The sequence below is a fragment of the Brachyspira catarrhinii genome (genome assembly GCF_005518285.1).
GTDB classification, from domain to species: Bacteria; Spirochaetota; Brachyspiria; order Brachyspirales; family Brachyspiraceae; genus Brachyspira; species Brachyspira catarrhinii.
Genome location: NZ_SJDU01000923.1, coordinates 1 through 256 on the forward strand (window position 1 = coordinate 1; position 256 = coordinate 256).

A 256-nucleotide genomic window follows, 5' to 3' on the forward strand; every position below is an offset into this window, starting at 1 on the left:
CGTTAGGCGGAACTTTCATACCGCTTGTGCCGCTCGCTTCCAAAGGTCTTCTTGGATTATTAAGCCAAACATCCACGCCTTGAGTCATATATCTTGCAACATTTATATCGTAATCTTCCAAAAATACTATATGGTCTCTAAATTCTTGTCTTCTGCATATTTCGGCTATATTTTTGATTAATTCTTTACCGCCGTTATCATGAGGATGCGCTTTTCCCGCGAATATTATTTGAACGGGACGATTCGTGTCGTTTAC

Annotated in this window: 1 protein-coding gene; it reads right to left on the bottom strand. The window is 39.8% G+C overall.

All coding sequences use genetic code 11. The features are described 5' to 3' along the window. Positions 1-256, bottom strand: a 256-nt coding sequence (locus tag EZH24_RS13810) for a glycogen/starch/alpha-glucan phosphorylase (RefSeq protein WP_170310900.1), incomplete at both ends; no start/stop codon positions are given.